Annotated in this window: 15 protein-coding genes; 6 read left to right on the top strand and 9 right to left on the bottom strand. The window is 38.3% G+C overall.

What is annotated here, in order from left to right; genetic code table 11:
* Positions 1-19 precede the first annotated feature (19 nt).
* The 3 genes from ACE1CA_RS13875 to ACE1CA_RS13865 form a co-directional block, all read right to left on the bottom strand.
* Complete coding sequence (locus tag ACE1CA_RS13875; protein WP_413279365.1) at positions 20-1,114, bottom strand: aliphatic sulfonate ABC transporter substrate-binding protein; 1,095 nt, start codon at positions 1,112-1,114, stop codon at positions 20-22.
* 228 nt (positions 1,115-1,342) lie between these two features.
* Entirely contained in the window at positions 1,343-2,158 is an 816-nt protein-coding gene (locus tag ACE1CA_RS13870; RefSeq protein ID WP_413279366.1) for a class I SAM-dependent methyltransferase, read from the bottom strand.
* Positions 2,159-2,869: 711 nt separating this feature from the next.
* Entirely contained in the window at positions 2,870-3,295 is a 426-nt protein-coding gene (locus tag ACE1CA_RS13865) for a YidH family protein (protein WP_413279367.1), read from the bottom strand.
* A gap of 374 nt (positions 3,296-3,669) precedes the next feature.
* Here ACE1CA_RS13865 and ACE1CA_RS13860 point away from each other — a divergent pair, with 374 nt between their 5' ends.
* Both ACE1CA_RS13860 and ACE1CA_RS13855 read left to right on the top strand, forming a co-directional pair.
* Entirely contained in the window at positions 3,670-4,080 is a 411-nt protein-coding gene (locus ACE1CA_RS13860) for a YidH family protein (protein WP_413279368.1), read from the top strand.
* Between the two features lie 141 nt (positions 4,081-4,221).
* On the top strand, positions 4,222-4,761 hold the full coding sequence (locus tag ACE1CA_RS13855; RefSeq protein ID WP_413279369.1) for an acireductone dioxygenase: 540 nt from the start codon (positions 4,222-4,224) through the stop codon (positions 4,759-4,761).
* An 89-nt stretch (positions 4,762-4,850) separates the two neighbouring features.
* On the opposite strand, the gene ACE1CA_RS13850 is transcribed toward ACE1CA_RS13855, so the two are convergent.
* A complete protein-coding gene (locus tag ACE1CA_RS13850) occupies positions 4,851-5,216 on the bottom strand; it encodes a four-helix bundle copper-binding protein (protein WP_459563657.1) in 366 nt (121 codons plus the stop codon).
* A gap of 960 nt (positions 5,217-6,176) precedes the next feature.
* On the opposite strand from ACE1CA_RS13850, the gene ACE1CA_RS13845 reads away from it, so the two are divergent.
* On the top strand, positions 6,177-6,701 hold the full coding sequence (locus ACE1CA_RS13845; protein WP_413279371.1) for a DUF2808 domain-containing protein: 525 nt from the start codon (positions 6,177-6,179) through the stop codon (positions 6,699-6,701).
* A 420-nt stretch (positions 6,702-7,121) separates the two neighbouring features.
* Here the strand turns inward: ACE1CA_RS13845 and ACE1CA_RS13840 are convergent, their stop codons facing one another.
* The 3 genes from ACE1CA_RS13840 to ACE1CA_RS13830 form a co-directional block, all read right to left on the bottom strand.
* The gene (locus ACE1CA_RS13840) at positions 7,122-8,069 is read right to left on the bottom strand and encodes a D-2-hydroxyacid dehydrogenase (protein ID WP_413279372.1); all 948 of its coding nucleotides are present in this window, start codon (positions 8,067-8,069) and stop codon (positions 7,122-7,124) included.
* A gap of 233 nt (positions 8,070-8,302) precedes the next feature.
* Positions 8,303-8,629, bottom strand: a complete 327-nt coding sequence (locus ACE1CA_RS13835) for a 4Fe-4S binding protein (RefSeq protein ID WP_413279373.1) — start codon at positions 8,627-8,629, stop codon at positions 8,303-8,305.
* Positions 8,626-10,248, bottom strand: a complete 1,623-nt coding sequence (locus tag ACE1CA_RS13830) for an FAD-dependent oxidoreductase (protein ID WP_413279374.1) — start codon at positions 10,246-10,248, stop codon at positions 8,626-8,628. The genes ACE1CA_RS13835 and ACE1CA_RS13830 overlap by 4 nt, the downstream gene beginning before the upstream one ends.
* 665 nt (positions 10,249-10,913) lie before the next feature.
* Between ACE1CA_RS13830 and ACE1CA_RS13825 the strand changes: the two genes are divergently transcribed.
* Positions 10,914-12,566 carry an iron uptake porin gene (locus ACE1CA_RS13825; protein ID WP_413279375.1) on the top strand — a complete coding sequence of 551 codons (1,653 nt, stop codon included), beginning with the start codon at positions 10,914-10,916 and terminating at the stop codon, positions 12,564-12,566.
* 195 nt (positions 12,567-12,761) lie between these two features.
* Here the strand turns inward: ACE1CA_RS13825 and ACE1CA_RS13820 are convergent, their stop codons facing one another.
* On the bottom strand, positions 12,762-13,136 hold the full coding sequence (locus ACE1CA_RS13820) for a hypothetical protein (RefSeq protein ID WP_413279376.1): 375 nt from the start codon (positions 13,134-13,136) through the stop codon (positions 12,762-12,764).
* The gene (locus ACE1CA_RS13815; protein WP_413279377.1) at positions 13,096-13,332 is read right to left on the bottom strand and encodes a hypothetical protein; all 237 of its coding nucleotides are present in this window, start codon (positions 13,330-13,332) and stop codon (positions 13,096-13,098) included. Before ACE1CA_RS13815 ends, ACE1CA_RS13820 begins: the two co-directional genes overlap by 41 nt.
* 122 nt (positions 13,333-13,454) lie before the next feature.
* On the opposite strand from ACE1CA_RS13815, the gene ACE1CA_RS13810 reads away from it, so the two are divergent.
* Together ACE1CA_RS13810 and ACE1CA_RS13805 are read left to right on the top strand one after the other, a co-directional pair.
* Entirely contained in the window at positions 13,455-15,164 is a 1,710-nt protein-coding gene (locus ACE1CA_RS13810; RefSeq protein ID WP_486517860.1) for a DEAD/DEAH box helicase, read from the top strand.
* A gap of 29 nt (positions 15,165-15,193) precedes the next feature.
* Positions 15,194-16,237 carry a hypothetical protein gene (locus ACE1CA_RS13805; protein ID WP_486517858.1) on the top strand — a complete coding sequence of 348 codons (1,044 nt, stop codon included), beginning with the start codon at positions 15,194-15,196 and terminating at the stop codon, positions 16,235-16,237.
* Positions 16,238-16,283: the final 46 nt, after the last annotated feature.

Here is a 16,283-nt window from a genome sequence, read left to right as displayed (position 1 = left end):
ATTAAATTACCATAAAACCTTATTTTTGGCTGATGGTTGGTGGAGTAATTGCAGCATATTGCTCAAGGGTGAGCATCGCTTCTTGAACATTAATAGCTTTGGGAAGCACGCCATTTTTATAGAAGTAATCGGCAACTTTTTGTTGTTGTTCAATTAATTCTCGGCTAATAGCTCTTCTGCCAAAGGTGCGGCGATCGATCACCCTTTGCATCACATCTAAATCCAATTTCTGTTCGGGTGCAATCAGTTTAGCTGTTTCTTGACGATTTGCTTGTGCCCATTGTTCTATTTTGTCTATTTCCTCAATTACTATTCGGACTAATTCGGGGTTTTCTTGAGCAAATTGTCTGCGTCCAATATAATAACCACCTGGGGAATCAATCCCTCTCGCATCCCGAAGTATCCGCACTCTGCCCAATTTTTCTGCTAGAGCAAGGTGAGGATCTGATGTTACCCAAACAGGAATGTTTCCTTCTATAAATGCACCACGCGATTCCACAGTGGGCATACTTAAAACTTGAATATCGCTGTATTGCAAACCCACTTCTTCTAAAGCTCTGAGGATGAAATAGTGGGAAGCAGAGGCTTTTTGAAACACAACTTTTTGCCCTTTAATTTCTGCCACTGTTTTGATAGGAGATTCGGGCGGCACAGCAATTACACTTCCTCTACCAGTCTCAGGAGTGGTTTTTTGTCCAACTAAATAAACTATTTGAGCACCCGCAGCTTGAGCGAATATTGGCGGAGTTTCCCCAACAGAACCTATGTCAATTTTGCCAACATTCATGGCTTCCATAAGTTGTGGCCCTTGAGCAAATTGTGCCCATTCCACTTTAATACCCAAAGGTTCTAATCGCTTTTCCAATACGCCTGTAACTCTAACTAAATCTCCTGCTTGTTGATAGCCCATTTGAAGGACTTTAGTTTTAATTCCAGTGGTATTTGTGCTAAGTGCATTAGTGTTAGTAACTGAGCTTGTCGGAGCAGGGGAAGTAGTTGCACTTTTGTTTGATGTGCCACAACTGCCTAATATTAAGGTGGTCGATAAACTGGCTATGCCAGGTAATACAACTTTTACGAAATGACGACGGGGAATTTTAAATTTTGAAATCATTGTTTGCTGATTTTTTTTGTTTTAGGTGAAGTGGGTACAATTTTTTAACCACAGAGACGCAGAGGACACAGAGAGAAGAAATGGAGGAATTTACCTATCTGTGGTTAAGAATTTTGCAGTTTTAGTAGATGGTTATTAGAGATTTCCAGAAATTAAATGTGCGTTACTTGGAATTCTTGTTTGTAGAGACGTTGTATACAACGTCTCTACAATCTTTTTTAGAGATGTCTATTGTTTCCATGCAATTAGAGCGTTAACTAAAAGTTCTTCGGTAAATTTGCCGGATGGTTCGATTTTTAGTAGGGATTCTCGTAAATCTACTTCAAAATTTTTTCGGTTTTCACCAAAAAATGATGGGAGAGCAAAGGCGGTTGAGTATATATATCCCAGGTATGAATCGATCGTCCAAGATTGCTCAAATTTTATTTCGTAGTTGGCGTGGCGTGGAAATTTTGATTTTGCTAAAACTTCATCGTGGGAAACTTCTAAGGGTTTCCATAGTCCTTGTCCAGCTTTTCCTGTACGCCGCTGTTCGCCTAGCCAACGTTTTACTACTGCGATCGCAGTTTGTTTCCAAGGATGTTCGCTATGCCAAGGATCATCACTGGTTTTAATAATTGCAATTCCTCCGTCATCCGATAGCAAGGAATAAAGTTTTTCTAATACTAATTCTCGCTGCATCCAATGAAAAGAACGTCCTAACGTTGCCAAGCGAAATTGACCCCAATCTGGAGAAATAGATTCTGCGCGATCTTGAAGCCAGATAATATTATTTGCTCCCAGATTTGTTGCTTGTTCTTCAGCTTCTTTAAGCATTTCTGCATCTGGATCGACTGCAATTACTTCGGCAAAGCGATCGCAAAAAGGAATAGCAATCAATCCTGCGCCACAGCCTAAATCTAGCAATCTTCCTGTACCGTCAAGGTTAAAGATATCTGCTAGTAAATCAAATAACGCTTTTGGGTACTTCGATCGGTAACGCGCATAATACCAAGCAGCACCTTGAAATAAAGTTGGATCGTAGTTAGGAATCGTACTAACCATTAAAAAAACTCCAAAACTTGACTTTTATTATTGAGGAAAGATGGGAAAAAGAAATTTGTTTCTATTCCCCATCTTTAACAGGAGCGATAGCGGTCAACACTAAATATTTTCTACGTCTTTCTCAACAGTTGTACTCCCAGGTTTGTTTGAACCAACCAAAGATTAATTAGGGAAAAAATGCCTACCTATTGCACTAACAGCGTTGTTCTCAGTTCAGTCCCAAGAGTTTTCCGTGTCTACTTTAAAGGATCTAGACAATTGAACAATTTTAGGACTTACACAAAGCCTCTATTTGTAGGGTGCGTTAGTGCTAACGTAACGCACCATGCCCCTATATTGAACGTCAGTGCGTAAGTCCTAAATTTTTTGTGTTTTTAGGCAGGCATCAGAATAGTACTGTTTATCGAGCGACTTACCGTAGTTTTCATTTAGGATTATGGCATAGCCTTCCAGAAAATACAAGGTAATTTGCCAATAAAATCTATGAATTTCGTATAGTTAGATACACTAACTAACCAATTCGTTTATTGGTTAGGGTTACAGCTATAGCTACTATTTCTAAAAGATAATTATAATGATATTCCTTAAGAAAAGTAACTACACATAAGCTTATATGTAGTTACCTTTTAATTAATAAATATATGGATAAGTTGTTTATTTGAAAAATTCAATAAACAAATCTGGGGCTTGTTTTTTAACAAAGCCTGATACTTACTCAGCTACCACTACGCTGTTAGGACTTAAGGGAGAAGTAAAAACATAATAGATAACTCCGGTTGCTAAAATAGTAATAGCAATACTGAAAATTGTCACCCAGCGATCGGCAGGTTCGTAGGTATCTTCATCAATATCTCGGCGCACGAGAAAATAGTGAATTGTTGTTAGTAATACTGTAACCAAACCTACTAAAGAGAAGGTTAAACCCAACTTCCAACCATCACCAGGCTGTCTGGAAAGTGGGGGATGGAAAACCCGCAAACGGACGATTACAACACCAAAACCAATCATGGCGATCGCAGTTCGCATCCATGCTAAATAGGTACGTTCGTTAGCCAAATGATCTCGAACGCGATTAGGATTTTGTGATTTCGGTTTTTCTCCATTTTGGCTAACTTTAGGCATTAATTTGATTGGCATAAACCTTTCTATTTTCATTAATAAACAATAAAAACTTTCTTACTTATATTAAATGTACAATTTTTAGTCAAAATGTACTATATATTCATCCAAATTTAAAATACTTTAATTCAATAGAGTTTATGGAGTTAATAAAAACTAACCATAAATAATAACACACTTGATTGTAAAAAACAACGCCCATAGTAAAGATAAATTAATAAATAGAATTTATTAATTCGAATAATTAAAATATTTGCTTTTATCAATAAAAACCTCTAAAGTAGAGAGTATAACTTCAGTGAGCTAGCCACAGAGGTCGGCTGATTGAGCAAAAATTGATTTTAACTAAATCAGAATATGTATGTTCATAAAAAAACAACTCATTAGCTGATATGCAAAAAGCTGTTACTGAGAATCAAAAAGAAAGTTCTATCAAAGTCTCTAGTAAGGAAACAAAGTTACGCAATCCCGGACGAGTACGAGAACATTTAGCAAACGAGCGCACCTACCTATCATGGATGCGAAGTGCGATTTCCTTGATTGGATTTGGTCTAATAACTGTTAGATTGCAACTTTTTCAATCTCCGGTTTACGGTTCGGAAATGACTTGGAAGTTAGGCTTAATTCTTTCATTTGTCGGTTTAATCACAGTTTTACTTTCTACATTTCATTTCTTCGCTGTCCGGCATGATATTGATGCTGATTTTTACCAACCAGGAGGTCGTTGGGTAATTCTTTCTAGTTTAGCGGTGATTTTTTTGGGAACTGGAGTAGTGTATTACGTTTTTACAGCTTCTTTTTGATGATGTGCCGTTGAGCGATCGACCTCAAATAGTGAAGAGATGTAACGAGACAGTCCGAGTACAGTTTACCTATCGGAAAATAGTAGTATAGATGATGCGAATTTCGCAGAGTCTTAATAATTGCTTTATCTTTTACGACCGATGGCTAAACTCTTGCTGGAAAACAACACCATTTACCACGACTTAAGCGATATTGAGCGTGAAATTACTCCTCTGGATATTCAACTGAGACACTTTGACCCTGGATCGGCACTTCTGTTTCCTGACTTACCGAACCAAGATATGTTAGCTGATACCCAAAAGCGAGAAATTTTAGAGCTTCATAACAGCTTATTTGAGTTCCTGAAACAGGAAGGAGGTTTTCTTTGGAATGATTTGCTGGTTTTACATCCAGGTTCGCCCAATTTGCATACACTAGTTACTACTTACAGCCGTTACCATACTCACAACGCTCCAGAAGCTTACTATGTATTAGCAGGAGAGGCGATTTTTGGTTTGATCAAACCTGATGGTAGTCAGCTACAACTTTTAATTGAAGCGCAGGATTATTTACACATTCCTACTGAAGTTGAACATTGGTTTAGTCCCTCTGCAACTTTGCATTTTAAAGCAGTGCGCTACTTTGCTAATGTTGAAGGTTGGATACCACAATATACAGGTACAAAATTGAGCGACTTGTAAATGATCAAAATAGGAGAAATGCAAGCGCCCAATAATTTTTAGTTTGAGTGCTTGCTTATTATTTTGCCAACCAGATTCTGCTAATTAAATTACATAGTAGGCATCATTTCCATTGTTTTGCAGCATTCAGCGCACTTGCGGCAAGCCATTGCACAAGCCATCATCATTTCATCATCAGGCATCATTTCGCAAGTCATCGCACAGCGATCGCACATTTCCGCGCAAAGCATACAAGTGCGTGCCATGAATTCGGAACCACCCATCATCATGTTCATACACATCATGCACATTTCGGCGCAGTCACGCATCATCGCCATCATTGTCATGTCCATATACTCACCACCTTTAGCCATGCAGTAAGTCATGGTTTCCATGCAAGTTTTTTGACAGTCCATTAAAGCTTGCATACAGGTTTGCATTTCGGTGGTCATAGATTTGGTCATCATCATCATCATGGTAATTTCCTCTATTTGCTTTTCTGGACAGTTTTAAATTTTGCTTTGAATTGCTTATTAGACGTTTTAGTGCAAATATTTGGCTGAGTCAATGGGTTTTTAAGGCTTTGTAGATTTTATTTCAGTAAGTTTATAGGCTAAGTAATTTATTCCTTAATCTACTTGTTTAAGAACACCGTTTATTACAGACTTATTGCGTAGTAAAGCTTTTAAATCTCTACTTCATTGGTAGGATTTCTAACAAGCAAGGAGTCTAATAGTTCAGTTTGGAACTATACAGTTATTTTTGCTACATTTTTTGTGTCAAGCTTTCTTGATAAATAGTTTTTGTTTACTATTTTAGTAAAGTATAAATTTATTAAAGGTTGGTAATAAATAAAATTTTCATTAAATTGTAATAAGGTTGATAGGTAATTGATTTTTGTTAAATGACTTGAGTTAATCAGCTGTTGATTATGTAAAATACCTGCTTTAAACAATTAACAGCTTCTTCATTATTAATGTTGGACTATGGCAAAATTATAGATAATTAAAATCTTACTTTAGACAGATATTTATATAAAAAACATTTTTAAATTTACAAGTTGGCTTGTTATTCTCCAGTAATATTATCGAATAAGTATAGATTTAATTAAATTAAAACATTCAATCACCGCTAAAGTTATCGGGTTTGTTAACTTACAAATATTAGGTTATAACAGGTTTTTGCTCTCAAATAATAAGATCAAGTGTTAATATTTAAAAACGAGGGAACTGAAAAAGCCAACTTTTAGGTAAGTTGTCGAAACTTGATTTCGCAACAGATGATTAACCTCTGGTGTATTTACACTGGCTGGTGTGAATCATGCTGTTCGGAAGTATACAAGCTGGGTCTGGGGAATCAATCAACCAGTACCAAGTTTGTGGTGGTGACGATCGCTTATTTAAAAGCTGGCAAAGGGTAGTTGATTTACAAAGAACATGAAAAACATTCGGAATTGGGTTAAACCGTTATTTATTGTCGTTTCTGGATGCTGTTTATTACCTCTTTCTCCAGCGACAATGGCTTTAGCTGAATCACCACTTTTAGTTGCTACAACAACAACTTTTAATTCAATTGGTGTTAAGCAAGCTATCTATTATTTCACCCTGCAAGTACCAACTAATTCTAGGGAACCTGTACGGGGAGTTACCTTTACTCAAAGACAAGGTTTAGAACAAATTGGCTTTGATGAGAAAGGTAGTTATGCTTTCGTGGGAACACCAGATCGTAAAGGAGAAAGTTTAGCGATCGCGCTTGCCACTAACGATCGCCAAAACCAAACAACCACGGTCACATTTAACCAGCCATTAGCGCCTGGTCAAACAGTTACAATTGCTTTGCGACCTTTCCGCAATCCCATTTACGAAGGCGTTTACTTGTTTGAGTTAGCAGCGCTTACCTCTTCGCCGTCAACTCAAAGTCAAAGTATTGGTATTGGTCGCTTACAATTCTACCAAGATTGATTGGGCTATCTCACTTATAAAACATTTTCAGTTTTAGCTAAAGTGCGATCGCCAATCATCTCCAATTAGCCTATTTTATCTACACCTTTTTTTAAGGTGTATTTTTTATGCTAAATTTGATTATTGCATGACTAATTTAGTAAAACAAGTATTAATTAAACAATTTCAGTAAATATTTTTATTTTAATTCTTTGCTTGCTTATTTGATTTAATCGTGGCATATTTAGAGTTAATTTTGTTAACTCCTGTTTGTTTACCGATTAAGCGTATTTTTAACCTAAAACCAAGCTTAAAGCTATTTATTTAAGCTTGGTTTTAGAGTTTCATTTAACTCATAATAAAGAAGTTACAAATGTAGAGATGTCTGCTGTAAAGTCTCTACATTTGTAGCAGAAGTGAGTTGAGAGGATATAATTAAGTTTAATAACCAGCCTTTTTATTTACCACATTGCGTAAAGGTTTTCGGCTCGAATACCGATTAAAATTATCCAAAAATAGAGCCAAAGAACGCTCGACTACCTTGGGAGAATTGCCGGAACAATGGGGAGTAACAAAAACATTAGGTAATGACCAAAAAGGGCTTTCTGGTGGTAAAGGTTCGGTGTAAAAAGTGTCTAAAGCTGCTCCTGCGATCGCACCTTCGCTAAGAGCTTTATACAAAGCTAATTCATCTACTACAGCACCTCTAGCAATGTTAATTAAATAAGCATTAGGACGCATTAAACTTAACGCCGTTGCATCAATCATTCCTTTAGTTTCTGGGGTAAGGGGTGCAGCGATGACAACATAATCTGCTTTGGGTAAAAGCGATCGCCATTCTTGTGCATCAACTACCAAATCAAAATTAGGCATTGCTTGTGGGTGACGACGACTGCCAAAAATTTGCATCCCAAAAGCTTTAGCACGAAGCGCAATTTCTTGACCAATTCCACCTGCACCAATAATTAGCAAAGTTGCATCTTTTAACTCTTTAATAGGCCAGCCTTTTTTCCAGAGCTTTTCAGCTTGGCAAGCGTATAATGAGGGCAACTGTTTAGCATGAGACAGCATATAAGTAATGACAAATTCTGCAATTGGAATTGCATGAACTCCTGCACCATTAGTTAGAATAATATCTCTTTCCAAAAAAGTCGGTGTCAGGATGTGATTAACACCTGCACTTGGCGTATGTTGCCAACGTAATTTGGGTGCATCTGCTAAAACTTTATGCAGAGTTTCCTTCTTCAAATAAAACCAATTAAAATAAACTTCTGCATCTTTAGCATCACCATCAATATTACCCTCACTATCAACAGGAAGAACAGTTAAATTTGAGGGTAAATGCAACTGAACATCAGCAACAACTTCTTTTGGTAAAATTACTTTCAAAGACCTCAACCCCCGAAATTTTTTCTAAACAGTAAGCTTGCTCTTAAAGCAGATAAACTCAAATCTTGCACCTGTGGAGGTGGAACCTCCGAAAGTCTCGTAGTCTCGTTAGTCTCGTTCCCAGGTTGAACCTGGGAACGAAGAACAGAGGCTCTGCCTCTTTGGTGCAAGATCTCAGTAAACGCAGATGTATACGAATTTCATTTAAGTTGTGAGAAAGATTAGCGTTGAAATCAGAGGGACTTCAACAAAACAAAAGTTTCGTCTTGTTTTGCTCGGTTGATTCTGCCATTTCCCCAACCAATGTTTTTCCGATAACTACCTAAAAGTTCTGTTTCTGCGAGAATTTTTTCATCTACCTCCTTTAATGGTTCTACTTCTGGCGCAACATAAAGCGCATCTACCGGACAGTATAATTCACACATGAAACAGGTTTGACAATCGCTTTGTCTGGCAATTTTTGGTGCAGCATTTGCCACGCTATCAAATACATTAGTGGGGCAAACATTAACGCAAAGGTTGCATTTAATACACCGAGATTCGCTGACTAATTCAATCACACTCCGACTCCAACTTTAGCTTTTTTAACTACAGGTTCAGGTTTTACCCAAACTCGATCTAAACCACCACTAACTAAATAATGTTGTTGGTTGGGATCTAACTCTGGATAATCTAAATGTTTGTGCATTCCGCGAGTTTCTTGACGAGCGATCGCACTGTTATACATCCACCTAGCTGTTGCTACCATCGCCGCTGCTTCTCGCGCTTTGACAATATTTTCATCAGCACTTTGACTGTTACGAATCTCCTGCCAAAGATGATTTAATCTATCTAAAGATGCACTCAAACCTTCGTTTGTGCGGAAGTAATTTCGATCGTAAGGGAAAACTTCTGCTTGAGTTGCTTGGATGATTTCGTCAGTATTAAAAGTGCGATCGCTTCCCGCATTAAATACCGCTTCACCTACTGCTTCTAATTGTCGATTATTGACTCCATTTCCCAACCGCAAAGCATACTCAGCAGCAGATTCTCCTGCCCAAAAACCTGAAGAAATTGCCCATGCTGCATTGTGACTCCCGCCACCTGTAAAACCGCCGCAAATTAATTCTCGCGTCGCCGCATCTCCAGCAGCATAAAGTCCGGGAACGGAAGAGGCGCAAGTTTCATCAACAATTCTAATTCCACCTGTACCACGCACGGTTCCTTCTAAACGCAAAGTGACTGGGAAGCGTTGGGTAAAGGGATCGATGCCTGCGCGATCGAATGGTAAAAAGAAGTTAGGTTGAGCTAAACGCATCGATGCCCGCATTTCTGGGGTTGCTTGGTCTAAAATGGCGTAAACTGGTTGAGATAATAAAGTTTTAGCAATTACCGATCGCCCATGTTGAGAACCTGCGCCAGGAATCGGAGTACCATCTTCATAAGTAAAAGTTGCCCATTTGTAAAACAAAGTTTTGGTAACTGAAGAGAAAGCCGGAGAAATTCCATAAGCGTTAGAAAATTCCATTCCTGACATTTGGGCCCCTGCTTCTGCTGCCATTAAATAACCATCTCCGGTTAAAACATTGCATCCCAAAGCTTTACTCAAGAATGCACAACCACCAGTGGCGATGATTACAGAAGGCGATCGTACTATCCATTTATTCCCGGACTGACGATTAACTCCAATTGCCCCTCCAATTGCTTCATTTTCATCAACTAATAATTGCAAAGCTGGGCTATGATCTAAAATTTTTACTCCTACCTTTTTCACTTGTTTTCGCATCAGGCGCATATATTCTGGCCCTTGCAAAGACCGCCGATAAGGTTTATTTTCATCATCATTAGGAAAAGGATAACCCCATTGAGCTAATAGATTCACATTCGCATAAGTGAGATCTAAAACTCTTGCCATCCAATCACGATTAGCTAAAAATCCCCCTAAAGCTTCCCGACTCGCCATCGCCTTTTCCCTAGCTTCAGCGTCTGGCGGTACATACCAAACACCGTTCCCAGATGCCGCTGCACATCCAGTAGTGCCGCAGTAACCTTTATCTACCAAAACAACTTTTGCGCCAGAATTTGCTGCACTCCAAGCTGCCCAAGTTCCAGCAGGCCCACCACCTATTACTAATACATCTGCTTCTAAGTTTGGGTCAAAATCTGTTAGCGAAGATTTCACCAAGCGATTCTTAATCATTTAATCCCTCACAGCAATATCTTTAGGAAAATTCCTACTCAAAAACTGTCTTTTTTGATTGCTCAGTCCGGCAACTTGCCATGAAGACGCAACCACGACTTTCGCCGCATTTTAGTTCATGAGAGTAGATTATACATTAAAATACGGCATATCGGTCAAGTTACCGTAGTTAACAATAAAAAAGAGTTTGACACAGCTGTACTGAAAAATCAAGAAGCGAAGATTAAGAAAAATTTCAATTGTTAAATCAGATCTAAATTTAGTTGAGCGGACTTGCTTTTTAGAAAAATCTGTGTGATTATTCCATTTAACAACTAATAACTACACTAATCCTATCAATTAACTGTAGTATTGGTTTAGACAAAAATACCCAGAAATTCTAAGTTAAGTAGATTTATCTAACTTAGAAGTTCTAGGTTGTTAAACTTTGCATTACTCAGTAACGATGGTAATTAATCTCTGTAATTTTTGTTGCATCTTATACATTTGTCCTTGAGTTGCGATCGCATACAGTTCTTCAATAAACAGGAAAACTTATGCAGAAAGTTGATAACACTTGTTTAGCTTGATAGCTTTACTTTTTCGCTACTGTCAACTTTTAGTAGACCGAAAAGTTTCTCAAATTTTAATAACAAAGAAAGATTGCGTGTGAGTTGAGATTTAAAATGAACGGAACATTTGGAAGATTATTGTTAGCTACTTCAGTCTTTTGGGTAAGTTTTTTCTCAGCAGCTTTGGCTCAAACTGCGATAGAAGAAGTACCCACAGTAACACCGGAAATTAGCAAAGAAAATTTAACTCAAACTTCTAATTTGACATCAGTTGAACCCGAAATAAACAACTCGATGTCTCAAGTAACATCTGTATCAGAACTTTCAGATGTTCAACCGACTGACTGGGCTTTTCAAGCTCTACAATCCCTAGTCGAACGTTATGGTTGTATTGAAGGTTATCCCGATCGTACTTATCGGGGTAATCGCGCTATGACCCGTTATGAATTTGCGGCAGGATTAAATGCTTGCTTGAATCGAATTTCGGAATTAATTGCAGCCTCTACAGCTGATTTAGTTAGGAAAGAAGACTTATTTAATCTGCAAAAACTCCAAGAACAATTTGCTAACGAACTTGCCCAACTAAGAGGAAGGATAGATAGTTTAGAAAATCGGGTTACTCAAATAGAAGCTAATCAATTCTCTACTACTACCAAGTTAGTCGGTGACTCAATTTGGTTAATCGGTGATACCTTTGGCAATCGGGCTAATAACACTCGTGCTCGTGACACTAAAGATGAGACAAATGTCTTTTTTGCTCAACGTACTAGACTTGATTTTCAAACTAGCTTTAGCGGAAAAGATTTACTTTCTACCCGCTTACAAATCAACAACATTCCTAACTTAGCTGCCACTACGGGAACTAACATGACTCGGATTGGCCCGGACTCACCTAATAATGATACTCAAGTGAGACTCGATCGCTTAATGTATCGTTTTGCTGTAGGCAAAGCAGTAATTTTCATAGGTCCCAAAGGACTTTCTTTAGATATCCTTGCGCCAACTATTAATCCCTTATTTGATACTGCTATTAGCGCTGGTGTTTCTGCGTTTGGATTACGTAATCCCACAGTTTATCGTGCTTTTGATGGTGCTGGTGCAGGAATCACTTATCCACTAAGCTCACAATTTCGAGTTAACTTAGGTTACATAGCAGACGCAGGACAAGCTTCCAACCCTGCTGATTCTAGAGGGCTTTTTAACGGTTCCTTTGCTGCCATAGGACAATTAACTTTTTCTCCTAGTAGACAACTTGATTTAGGGCTAACTTACACTCGGAAATATTTTACTACTGGCAGTGTCGGCGTTACATCAGGCACAGGTAGCTTTTTTGCCAATCGCCCTTTTGGACAAAATCCGACTACTTCTGATAACTTTGGTTTTCAATTTACCTGGAGACTTACCCCCAAATTTAATTTAGGTGGTTGGTTCGGTTATACACTTGCTCATCAAGTTAAAGGAGAAGAAAATGAAGCAACCATTCTCAATGGTGCAATTAACTTTGGTTTCCCAGATTTATTTGCCAAAGGTAACTTAGGAGGCATAATCGTTGGTGTACCACCGAAAGTTACTAGTAATAATTTTCTCATTAGAGGAAGACGAGCAGAAGATTCTGATACTTCTTTACACATAGAGGCTTTTTATCGCTATCGCATAAACAATAATATTAGTGTCACCCCTATTGTTTATGTAATTACTAAGCCCGATCATAATGACGCTAACGAACCGATATGGATTGGGGTTTTACGTACCAGTTTTACTTTCTAGTTTTATGTTTCCTCCTGTTACAGTGTAGGTTAAGGGATGAGTCTGACAAGTTGGCAGACTATCCAACCTGCCTACCCTATACTTTAACCGTATAATCTTGGTTCTTTCACTCGTAAAACTTAGTATATTGATAATATTCAGTATTCTGTCATAGCGTTGGCGTAGCCTGCCGTAGGCGTATCGCATTCCACCACTTTAATTGTGCACAATAGCTTTCAGTGACGCTATTTCTTGGGTAATTGCTTCTCGAAACATTCTTTCTTGACTTAATGCCTCAACTAATTGCTGAGTGTGTTGGTTTAAGCGGTCTAATTCTTGTTGTAGTTGCTGCCATTTTCTAGAGGTTGGCTGGTTAGTTAGTGGAGGTTGCGTGACAGGCTGTTCCAGATTACCTCCACTAACTCGTTCTGGGGCTGCTGTAGCAGCGGCGATTTGCTTTTCTTCTTTTAGTGCCAGCACTTCCAATTGTTTAATTCGTCTGGTTAAGACTTGGATTTGATTGCGGCGTGCGATCGCTCCTACAGCACACTTATATTTTGGACTCTTCGCAGTTCCCAAATAGTATTTCATCCTTTGCCACGCCCTGTTTACCAGAACTGTTCGATTTGGGCGCAGCTTCCATCAGACGGTAGTAAGTGTAATGCTTTCCATTCGCTTTGGGAACCACAAAACTCGATATCCAAGTGTTAGCTGCGGCTACTTCCCCTTCGGCTTCAATTTGTTCGATTTGCTGATAAAGGGTGGCAATGCGGGCGGCGATATCCATTGGGTTTAGTTAGTGGAGGTTGTTTAATTAACTCTATTATATCACCTCCACTAACTTTTGCCCAGGAGCAGGCGCGATTGTTCTAAAATTTAATCTGATTCTACCCGCTTGATATCTCCAAGATGGACAATCTCTATACTTTCAAATTTAACCAAAGCGAAACTTTCAGTGCCCTTTGTCAAGGATTAATTGACCCAGTGGAATACTATGAGGCTAGAATTGAGCTTTTTTCCTTGTCGTTAATGGCAGATTATGACCAACTGGTATGTTTACCTGGATTGACTAAAATCGACAAACATTGGTATCAAATAGAAACTGCCAGAAAAGTTCTCAGACAATTGGGCGGACGTGCTTTACTGGCTGATGAAGTAGGACTGGGGAAAACTATTGAAGCGGGACTCATCTGTTGCGAATATCTTGCCAGAGGTATGATTCAATCTTTATTAGTTCTGACTCCGGCTTCTCTCGTCTCTCAATGGCAATCGGAATTACTAGAAAAATTTAACATCGATACTGTCACTACTGATGATACCGGACGACAATTTCCCCCGGAAGAATTTTGGACTTCACACGATCGCATTATTGCTTCCCTTCACACCGCTAAATCTGCCAAACATTATTCGCACGTTACCCAAAGGAATTGGGATTTAGTAATTGTTGATGAAGCACATCACTTAAAGAATCGTACCACTCTTAATTGGAAACTTGTTAATGCTCTAAATAAAAGATTTATTTTAATGCTTACCGCTACCCCAGTACAGAATTCCTTAGTAGAATTATTTAATCTTCTCACCCTTCTGAAGCCGGGATTATTAAAAACTGAAGCTGCTTTTAAGAAAGAATATGTTAATTCCAAGAATGGACGAGTTCCGAAAAACCCGGAAAAACTGCGCCAGTTAATGCGAGAAGTTATGGTACGTAATACTCGCTCTTTGGTAGATGTTAAATTACCGAAACGGTTTGCTACTACTATTACTGTTACTCCTTCTTCTGGGGAAGAGAAACTTTATCAAGATTTAACTCAGTTTTTGCGTTCTTCTGGCGAGAAGCTAGATAGATTATCTACTACTAATTTGTTAATGAGGGCGGGCTCTTCTAGTCGCGCTTTAGCTGAATCATTGAAGAATTTATCCCAAAGATTGCCGGATGAAGAATTAAAAACTTTTACCCGACGTGCGGCGCAAATTAAACAAGTAGAGAAGGCGAAACGGTTGGTGGAATTGTTAAAGCAATCTCAGAGTAAAACTATTGTTTTTACTACTTTTAGGGCTACTAGTAGTTATTTAGCCGAAACTTTCCAAGAAGCTGGGATTTCTTTTGCAGAATTTTTAGGAAGTATGTCTTTAAAGGAAAAAGATGCGGCAATTGACGCTTTTAGAGATAATGTTCCGGTTTTGTTGGCATCGGAAACTGGTGGGGAGGGACGTAATATTCAGTTTGCTTCGGCAATTGTTAATTATGATTTACCTTGGAATCCGATGAAAATAGAACAGCGGATTGGTCGAATTCACCGAATTGGACAAACTCAAGATGTGTTTATTTTCAACTTTTGTCAGCAGGGGAGTATTGAGGAATATATTTTACGCATTCTCCATGATAAAATTAATATGTTTGAGTTGGTAGTGGGAGAAATAGAAACTATTCTAGGGAATGTGGATGAAGAGTTTGATTTTAGTGAGGTGATAGTTGATATTTGGTTAAAGAATCAATCATCATCTACGCTCAATACAGCTTTTGAACAGTTGGCTGACGATTTAATTAAAGCTAAAGATAAATATCGAGAAACTAGTGAGTTAGAAACCCAAATTTTTGGGGAAGACTTTGAGGCTTAATGTGTAACTTAGTGAGTTAATAATCTACGATGAGTTCAGATCCAATTTTACAAACTTTAGCTAAACTGGTGGAACTATATGATGGAGTGACGGAAGTTAGTGATTCCCAAACTTTGCGTGTATTGCTTACAGAAAATATTGCTAAGGCTTTGTCTGTAGATTCGGAAGTTACTTTTAGTACTAAAGTTGATGTTCCTAATAGTTATTTTGTCAGCTACCATTCGGAATTACTGAATAAGTTGGCTTCGCTGTTAGCTTATAGGGGAAGCGTTACTGCTTTGGGAGTTAAGTATGATGGCTATTTGAAAACTACTGGCTTTGAGAAAATGGTGACTTCTAAAATAGTGCCACAAAATGGTTTAATTCGCTATAAAGATGCTAGTCCATCTATGACTCGTTATCTCTGGTGTCATGTTGCTTATACGGCTAATGCTGATGAGAAAAGAATTGGCATGGTTGATTTTATGATTAATGAGTTAACTGGGGTAACGCCTGTGGAAATTGGTGATGCTTTATTGTGGACTAGCGATCGCATTCCGGTTGATAATGATGATATTAAGCTGGTAATGTCGGCAGATGAGTTATCTAGTTTAATTGAAAGTACGGCGGCTAAGTTGGTAAAAAACGATCTTAATAATTGGTATAACAAGTTAAGTAGAGCTTTGAAGCGTGATGAAGAAAGGTTGGATAGTTATTATGAATCAATTAGTCAGGAGATTCAACGCAAAATTGTTGCTAAGGGTTTAGAAGATGAGGATAAGGAGAAGGAATTAGCTCGAATTGACGCTACTAATAGAGAACTATTCAGGAAAAAAGCTGATGTGCGCGAACGTTACGCATTACAAGTAGAGGCTTATTTACATAGTGTGATGATTATTCATTTACCTACTGTGCATATTAAATGTGAGTTAACTAGAAAAAAGGCGAAACGAGTTGTTACTTTGGTATGGAATCCTTTTTCTAAGAATATTGAACCTTTACGTTGTGAGGTAACGGGTACGCCTGTTTATAGTTTTTATTTAGACGATCTCCATGCCAAAATTATTTCCCCCACCGTTTGGGGAACTTTTTGAATGGTAGCGATCGATCCACGTTCTCATCCAAGCTGAAGGGGTGACA

The organism is Floridaenema evergladense BLCC-F167 (assembly GCF_041929205.2).
GTDB lineage: Bacteria > Cyanobacteriota > Cyanobacteriia > Cyanobacteriales > Aerosakkonemataceae > Floridanema > Floridanema evergladense.
Note: the sequence above shows the minus strand (reverse complement) of the source record. Positions and strands in the feature narration are given on the sequence as shown.